The 6109-nt window shown below is 55.4% G+C and carries 13 protein-coding genes and 1 rRNA gene; 3 read left to right on the plus strand and 11 right to left on the minus strand.

Annotated features, from left to right (window positions below):
* The first annotated feature begins 387 nt into the window (after nucleotides 1–387).
* The gene (locus H0485_RS19135; RefSeq protein WP_226937518.1) at nucleotides 388–705 is read left to right on the plus strand and encodes an H-NS histone family protein; all 318 of its coding nucleotides are present in this window, start codon (nucleotides 388–390) and stop codon (nucleotides 703–705) included.
* Nucleotides 706–748: 43 nt separating this feature from the next.
* Nucleotides 749–1021, plus strand: a complete 273-nt coding sequence (locus H0485_RS19140; RefSeq protein ID WP_226937519.1) for a hypothetical protein — start codon at nucleotides 749–751, stop codon at nucleotides 1019–1021.
* Nucleotides 1022–1072: 51 nt separating this feature from the next.
* On the opposite strand, the gene H0485_RS19145 is transcribed toward H0485_RS19140, so the two are convergent.
* From H0485_RS19145 to H0485_RS19170, 6 genes are all read right to left on the minus strand, one after another.
* Nucleotides 1073–1630 (minus strand): hypothetical protein, encoded by a 558-nt coding sequence (locus H0485_RS19145; protein ID WP_226937520.1) that lies wholly within the window; start codon nucleotides 1628–1630, stop codon nucleotides 1073–1075.
* Nucleotides 1627–1854, minus strand: coding sequence for a hypothetical protein (locus H0485_RS19150; RefSeq protein ID WP_226937521.1), 228 nt, complete (start codon nucleotides 1852–1854; stop codon nucleotides 1627–1629). The genes H0485_RS19145 and H0485_RS19150 overlap by 4 nt, the downstream gene beginning before the upstream one ends.
* A gap of 11 nt (nucleotides 1855–1865) precedes the next feature.
* The gene (locus H0485_RS19155; protein ID WP_226937522.1) at nucleotides 1866–2258 is read right to left on the minus strand and encodes a hypothetical protein; all 393 of its coding nucleotides are present in this window, start codon (nucleotides 2256–2258) and stop codon (nucleotides 1866–1868) included.
* Nucleotides 2255–2527: a hypothetical protein gene (locus tag H0485_RS19160; protein ID WP_226937523.1), complete on the minus strand. Its 273-nt coding sequence runs from the start codon at nucleotides 2525–2527 to the stop codon at nucleotides 2255–2257. The genes H0485_RS19155 and H0485_RS19160 overlap by 4 nt, the downstream gene beginning before the upstream one ends.
* Before the next feature lie 152 nt (nucleotides 2528–2679).
* Nucleotides 2680–3048, minus strand: coding sequence for a DUF3768 domain-containing protein (locus H0485_RS19165; RefSeq protein WP_226937524.1), 369 nt, complete (start codon nucleotides 3046–3048; stop codon nucleotides 2680–2682).
* Nucleotides 3049–3146: 98 nt separating this feature from the next.
* Nucleotides 3147–3647 (minus strand): hypothetical protein, encoded by a 501-nt coding sequence (locus H0485_RS19170; RefSeq protein WP_226937525.1) that lies wholly within the window; start codon nucleotides 3645–3647, stop codon nucleotides 3147–3149.
* A 126-nt stretch (nucleotides 3648–3773) separates the two neighbouring features.
* Between H0485_RS19170 and H0485_RS19175 the strand changes: the two genes are divergently transcribed.
* Nucleotides 3774–4355, plus strand: a complete 582-nt coding sequence (locus H0485_RS19175; RefSeq protein ID WP_226937526.1) for a hypothetical protein — start codon at nucleotides 3774–3776, stop codon at nucleotides 4353–4355.
* A 121-nt stretch (nucleotides 4356–4476) separates the two neighbouring features.
* On the opposite strand, the gene H0485_RS19180 is transcribed toward H0485_RS19175, so the two are convergent.
* The 5 genes from H0485_RS19180 to H0485_RS19200 all read right to left on the minus strand — a co-directional run.
* Nucleotides 4477–4716, minus strand: a complete 240-nt coding sequence (locus tag H0485_RS19180; RefSeq protein WP_226937527.1) for a hypothetical protein — start codon at nucleotides 4714–4716, stop codon at nucleotides 4477–4479.
* A 13-nt stretch (nucleotides 4717–4729) separates the two neighbouring features.
* Nucleotides 4730–5110, minus strand: coding sequence for a hypothetical protein (locus tag H0485_RS19185; protein ID WP_226937528.1), 381 nt, complete (start codon nucleotides 5108–5110; stop codon nucleotides 4730–4732).
* 10 nt (nucleotides 5111–5120) lie between these two features.
* Nucleotides 5121–5375, minus strand: a complete 255-nt coding sequence (locus tag H0485_RS19190) for a hypothetical protein (RefSeq protein WP_226937529.1) — start codon at nucleotides 5373–5375, stop codon at nucleotides 5121–5123.
* A 4-nt stretch (nucleotides 5376–5379) separates the two neighbouring features.
* On the minus strand, nucleotides 5380–5805 hold the full coding sequence (locus H0485_RS19195; RefSeq protein ID WP_226937530.1) for a hypothetical protein: 426 nt from the start codon (nucleotides 5803–5805) through the stop codon (nucleotides 5380–5382).
* 103 nt (nucleotides 5806–5908) lie between these two features.
* A 16S ribosomal RNA gene (locus H0485_RS19200) occupies nucleotides 5909–6109 on the minus strand; the annotation flags it as partial.

The raw sequence follows: 6109 nt of genomic DNA on the forward strand, positions 1-6109 counted from the left end.
CACCTATCTGAGCGTCGAAAAAAGTATGCTCGCTCTCAAGTGCGGCGAATACAGGTCCACCTTTCAGCCGACAGCGCCACATCCTTTCTCGTTTTCGGTGGGCGATCTTATGGTTCACCTGAGTTCGGAAGAGCTGGTTGTGATCCGGCCCGATGGAGCGCATCGTCTGATATTGGGGGCAAATGGCAGCGTAGAGCTGCAAAAGATCGTCCAGGGTGGCTCTGGAAAAGCGTAATGGTGGGAGGGCGCTGGGTTCTGAAATCTAACACGGATCAAGGCTCCTAAGAGCCTGGGCGTTCTCGCTGGCCCATGAGGGCCGGTGTCGGGTAAGTTAGTAACACGCCAACGGATTGCTTGATCTTCCGAAGACGATAAAGGGAAAAACCAATGATTATTGATACCGACGAACTGGGTGAAGTCGCTCTCGCTGATCTGAAAAAGGCGCAGGCGAAAATCAACAAAGCGATCGAAGACTACGCTACCCGCAAAGAGCGGGCCTTCGCAGATAAGGTCGCGGCTCTTGCCAAAGAAGAGGGTATCCCGCTCGCCAATGCGCTCGATATTCTGTCCAAGTCGCGTGGTGGTGCATCCAAGCCCAGCGTTGCGAAGTATCGTCACCGCGAAGATCACAGCAAAACGTGGACTGGTCGCGGCAAGCGGCCGAATTGGTATGAAGAGTTTGGCGAGCCTGTCGAACAGGCATAAGCACATCTGGTAGTGGTGAATTTTGTTGGAGTAGGAGAGCAGTATGCAGACTATGGAAACAGAAGCCCTTAAAGCAGCCATCGCTGCGAATGGCGCAGATGCCATGTGGTCAGATCGCGCAATTTGGATGATCGAGGCGTTGGAGGGTTCGGGTATTTCCCCAAACAGCCCGACGCTTCTGGACGACATGCGAGCCGCGCAGAGCGATCATCCGAAAATCGCAGAGTTTCTTGTGAGCATTCCATCCGATGATGTTCATGCTGCTACTCAACTCTCCTACCTGACAATGCAGGTGAACGCGGCGATGCTTTCGTAAAAGTGGATCGCTGGTGTGATTGCAAAAGCCCCGCTCGATGCGGGGCTTTTTTTAATCGCCATAATAGCCGCTGATCTCACATAGCTCTTCGCGCAAGGGGGCATATGGGTGGTTCAAGAAGGCTTCTTCGTCAATGTCCTTTGGATCGTCATACTCTCCAATGTCCTCGTGGATGATCTCGGTCAGGCCGTTGCAAAGGCCGATGAGATCAACTGGGTGCATGTAGAGGTAAGGCCACATCAGCGAGACGTGTTCGCAGTCTGCGCCAGTCTGGGGGCAGTCACAGGGCAAGAACCTGCGCACAAAATCCGAGTTGAACATAGCGTCTGCGGCGAGCCATGCGGCCTCGTCTTCGGGGAAGATGGGCAGGGCCAGAACAAAGCCGCTGTCCGGTCCTGCGCCCATATAAAGCCCCTTGAGGGTCTTGGCGACTTCAACGCCCTCATTGCTGTTGAGGATGCAGATGGAGCTGTCTTCTGCGCCCGTGGCAGGATTGTAGGGGTAGATGCGCCAGCCGGTGAAAGGCGTGGTTTCCCGCGCATCCAGCAAGGCACGGGTGAGCGGCTTGTGATCTGGCATGATGCACCAGAGGGGGCGGATAGCGGTCATACTGGGGCCTCCTGCGCCTTGGCAGGCTCGTCCAGCCGCCAGTCTTGGACTTCCAGCCCATGCTCTGCCGCGAGCCTGCTGATGGTGCGCTCGATCTGCGGGCTGAGATCGGTCTGGAAGGGGACGCCCGCGATCCAGAGGCGGGCGATCGCATAAGCGCTGCCGTCAGCGCGATAGCGCGTCAAATAGCGGATTTCATCGGCGGTTTGGATCAGTGCGCTCATGTGCAGTCTCCCTAGAAGCTCGGATCGCGGTAGCTTTCCCGCCGCCCGATGGTGATGCCGGAGCCTTCCTTGGAGCGGCGCAGCCGCCCCTGCGTGTCTGGTTGGAGAGCGAACCAGCGGTGATGGTTGGGATCGAACTCAAATTGCTCGGTCGGGCCTTCGGGGTTGGGGCTGTAGCTGTATTCTGCGCTGCCGTCGTGGACGCTGCCGGAAGTTACGGTGGCGTTGTCCTGCTGGGCGGTGATGCGCCAGCAGCCCGATTTAGTAAGGCTGACGCTGATAATGGTCGCGGCATTCCGGTCGGACCAGCGCAGGAGCGTGGCTCCCATGCCCACGGTGGGCGTCGGCTGGCCGTTGGTTGCGCGGGCGAAGTGATCGTTCTGGAAAGAGCCAAACTGGGTCATACGAGCGGGCCTTTGTGGGGGGTGGTTTCGCGCAGAGCTGCGAAATGTTGGCTGAAACGGCGGGCTTTCTCGGCGCTCTCATAGCGTTCAGCGGAGATACGGGCGCATTCAGCGCGGGTCGGCGCGAGGGGTTCAGTCGGGCCGGTGTTGCTGGCCGCGCACTCGAATTGGTGGGCTTCGTCGCTGAAATGGATGGCCGCAGCACCACAGATGCGCTGTAGCGCCGCGATCTCTTCTTCTTCAAATGCGAGCAAGTAAGTTTGTTGCATGGGATCAAGCCTCGCTGTTTTGCTATATATGATGTTGCATCATGAGCGTGGCAGTAGTCAAATAAAAAAGCCCATTATGGGCAAAATAAAATAACAGTAAGCGAAAGCCTGCTGCCAGTGCGCTGTGCCGTGGTCTGGATTTAACAGTAAAATCAGTAATCTTGTGGGTGCATGACGGTCAAAACCCTGCGGGTGGCCGTCAGATCATGGGGCGCGTTGGAGCCAAATCGGTAATCTGGGTCATACAGATCAATCCGAAAATAGAGCTTCACGCCTGCAACATAAATCACCCCGAAATTGTGTTCGCCATGCGGGTCATCCTCCTTGTTGAAGGCTGAGAAGGTCCGAACTGCCTCTGCAACATCGTTCAAGAACTGCGGACCACGCTGGCGCACGCCCGAGGTGGCAAGCACCTTCCCTTTCACATAGGGATGGTTCCCCAGATGGGTGCGAAAGAGGTCATTCTGGAAGGCAATTACTTCGGTGACGGTCGGCTCATAGTCGAGATCGGCTTCATTCATCGTCCTATCCTCCTGTTCGGTCAGATATACGATGTTGCAAGATATGGCGGCACGTCAAGCAAAAAATAAGTGACATGACGGGCAAAATATGTGCTGATTTATGTCCGATTTCGTTTGATTAGCACAGCGCCGACGAACAGGATTGCAAAAATCGCTACCGATCTTACTCCGATCCCGAAGAAGTCAGCCTGGGCCGGTGAAAGCAGGCCGAAGGCTTTGAGCAGGTTGCCCAGGATTGGGGCTGCAACGATTAGGAAAATACCGAGAGCCAGGAGCTTGAGGAAATTGAAGATGGCGGGAACTTGGTTTGACCGATCTCGGGGCAGTGGATCTTCGATTTCGGATAATTCGGGCTGTGCCTGGTCGTCTTCCATGATCCAGCCGAAGGCGTGGCCTGTGGCGTCGTAATAAGCGTCAGTATTGGTCTCAAGCGACACCGTGGGATCATAGGTCATGCCAGCGCGGGCCATCAGCTCCGCTACCGTTTTTGCAAGGGCCGTCCGCGCAGCCTGCGCGTCGATGAAAGTAATCGCCTTCTCACGGACCTCGATGGGCTGGCCCTGCGCATTCAGCTCAGTGGGGATGACGGTGACGGGCATGGCTTCTTCCGGTGATGGCGTGTAAAATACAAAATGATATTTACCTCTTTACTGATCTGCTGCAAAGCCCCATGCTGCCAATGAGCGCGGTGAATACCAACGTCGTTAGATCAAGGCGGATCGGCATTGGTTGCAAGTAAAACCTTGGTCTCGTCGTCTTTCTCTAGGCAGGCGCTGCTGCTTCGCCCTGCAAGCCCAGTGTCAGAAAGACCGCTGACGTATCTCAATTACCCGCGTCCGCTGAATGTTTCTTTGACTGCGATACATCAAAAGAAGGACGGTAAGATGGGACGGATAAAGCTCGGCAAAAGCCGTGATCTGGTGAAGAAGAAAACTCCTTCATTTAGCATGGAGTTTTTGGGCGATAGTCCTGTTTCACGGGATGCAATAGAGGGCGGTCGCATTGTAATGGCTCGCCTTAAAGACGGGCTATCTGCAAGACCTAATGGCGAGAAGGGGGAGACACTTGCAGTGGCGCAATGCCCAGGCTGTAAGGTCAAAGCCATGTTAAAGGACGAAGGGAAGATGCTCAGTGTCACCTACGAGCCTAAGAACACCTCTGATTTCTGCCGTCATGGTCTGAAGGACAAGCCGAAGGGGGTCTACTGCTCATACATGAAGAGCGCCTTAGACAAAGCTCATTTCGAGTTTAATGAGGCTGTCTACCGAAGTTCTAAGGGTGAGCGTTCAGGAGATAAAGTTCAGTAAGTCCGCCGTCGGGATTTTATCTTGCGGTTACGTTGGATTTATTTGGACGAAAGCGGCTATATAAAAGTTTTCGTATGCAAATAGGAAAGCCCCGTCCATTGGCGGGGCTTCATGCTATCGTCTATAAGCTGGCCACAGATATGTTTATACCGATCTCATTCAAAAATCTGCTGATCGCGCTATCGCGGGTAGGAAAGCCGTGCAGTGTATCCAGCCCGTCTCGGTTGAAGACGATAAACCACTCATTGCTAATTATTGCGCGGTCGATGATGCCACCATCTTGCTCATGGCGGTTGCAGATAATGCCGTTGGGGCCTTCGCTCCACTCGCCTGCTGTATTGGCTTTCAGGGCGTCTAACATAGTCAGGCTCCTTTCAGATCAACGGGCGGAAGAACAACACACCACCGCTCCACAACGAGGCTAGGCGTTGGCGATCTTTCTGGATTTGCTCGGGTCTGGCTTTGGGCGATACCCCCAGCTCTATTGGGGTCACTTCCAGATCCATTTTGCAGTCTGGGTTGGCCTTCTGGAATGCCACCCAGCGCGATGCGATCTCTTCGGGGTAGCTGCGTAGGGCGCGGCCCTCATTGGGGTCGTAAGGCTGGCTGGTATAGCCGCAGATGAAATTGAAAAGGGTTTGCAGATCGCGGTATCCGAAGGCGTGAATGTAGGGCTTGGTGTTGGGCCGCTCGATGTAGATGCGGATGTGCCAGATCACGTCGAGCGTGGGTGTCCGATAGTGCTTGGGCTTCATGGCGGTTCTTTCAGTTGGGCAAGGCTTTGGACACTTTCAGGGCGGCGCTGAATGCGCCTCCGAGGTCCGTGAATGTGCCGTGGTGGACGATCCAGAATGTCTCTTCCGCGTCAGGGTCAGTCTGGCCGCTCTCGGTCACTGCATAGAGACTGGGGCCAGCTAGGGCGCAGATTTGGACGGTGATGCGCTCGTTGGAGCGCAGGACGTATTCACTGTCGATCAGCTCAGGATCATCAGACTGTCGGAAGCGGAAAAGCGGGTGCATGGCGCTAGTTCCAGATGATCTGGTTAGGGTCGCGGCAGAGGTCCAGCCAGTTCTCGCAAAGGGTCAGCAGGCCGTTCTCTGACTCCACGATGTTCAGCAGGAACCAAGGCACAAACGACCAATCAAACGGGCTAAGAGTTTCCTCTTCGGCGCTTTGGCAGACGTGCCAGCCGATGTGCATAGCGTTGAGAAGGCCCGCGAGTTGGATGCGCAGCTCCACAGTGCCGACCAGATGGCGATGTGCGGCCAGCCAGCTCCCGACCGACACGTTTTCCAAGAAGGCTTCCCAGAGGCACATAGCGGCCTCAGAGCGCAGCTCGTCGGTCATCGGCCAGATCAGGCCCTCGCGCTCCTGCTCGGTCAGCGGCAGGTTATCCGGCGCAATCAGCGAGACGGCCTTGGGCGAGAGGGTCGGGATCGTGAGGGTCATGGCGTGATCTCCTTGAAAGAGGGGTGGCGGGCGAGCCATGCAACAAAGTATATAAGGGAGCAATATGCAGTCAAGAAAAATAAGTGACAAAATGGGCAAAAAATAATTGGCCGAAACTGCGATTAGCGCTTGCACTTCCTGCAACATATAAGGTATATAAGAGGTAGGGCGAGACGAAGCCCAACCCGTAAGGGCCATGAGGACTTGACGTCATCCACACCTTCCTCCGGCTTATCACCGGCAGTTCTTTCAGAGTGCCCAACTGAATGATGGCAACTGAAAGTGTGGGTTGCGCTCGTTGCCG

This window comes from Pseudogemmobacter faecipullorum (assembly GCF_020539525.1).
In the GTDB taxonomy this organism is placed as follows: Bacteria; Pseudomonadota; Alphaproteobacteria; order Rhodobacterales; family Rhodobacteraceae; genus Pseudogemmobacter; species Pseudogemmobacter faecipullorum.

Excerpts from the sequence above, each read along its gene's own strand:
- H0485_RS19135 (WP_226937518.1), top strand. The coding sequence starts at position 388 with ATGATTATTGATACCGACGAACTGGGTGAAGTCGCTCTCGCTGATCTG.
- H0485_RS19140 (WP_226937519.1), top strand. The coding sequence starts at position 749 with ATGCAGACTATGGAAACAGAAGCCCTTAAAGCAGCCATCGCTGCGAAT.
- H0485_RS19145 (WP_226937520.1), bottom strand. The coding sequence starts at position 1,630 with ATGACCGCTATCCGCCCCCTCTGGTGCATCATGCCAGATCACAAGCCG.
- H0485_RS19150 (WP_226937521.1), bottom strand. The coding sequence starts at position 1,854 with ATGAGCGCACTGATCCAAACCGCCGATGAAATCCGCTATTTGACGCGC.
- H0485_RS19155 (WP_226937522.1), bottom strand. The coding sequence starts at position 2,258 with ATGACCCAGTTTGGCTCTTTCCAGAACGATCACTTCGCCCGCGCAACC.
- H0485_RS19160 (WP_226937523.1), bottom strand. The coding sequence starts at position 2,527 with ATGCAACAAACTTACTTGCTCGCATTTGAAGAAGAAGAGATCGCGGCG.
- H0485_RS19165 (WP_226937524.1), bottom strand. The coding sequence starts at position 3,048 with ATGAATGAAGCCGATCTCGACTATGAGCCGACCGTCACCGAAGTAATT.
- H0485_RS19170 (WP_226937525.1), bottom strand. The coding sequence starts at position 3,647 with ATGCCCGTCACCGTCATCCCCACTGAGCTGAATGCGCAGGGCCAGCCC.
- H0485_RS19180 (WP_226937527.1), bottom strand. The coding sequence starts at position 4,716 with ATGTTAGACGCCCTGAAAGCCAATACAGCAGGCGAGTGGAGCGAAGGC.
- H0485_RS19185 (WP_226937528.1), bottom strand. The coding sequence starts at position 5,110 with ATGAAGCCCAAGCACTATCGGACACCCACGCTCGACGTGATCTGGCAC.
- H0485_RS19190 (WP_226937529.1), bottom strand. The coding sequence starts at position 5,375 with ATGCACCCGCTTTTCCGCTTCCGACAGTCTGATGATCCTGAGCTGATC.
- H0485_RS19195 (WP_226937530.1), bottom strand. The coding sequence starts at position 5,805 with ATGACCCTCACGATCCCGACCCTCTCGCCCAAGGCCGTCTCGCTGATT.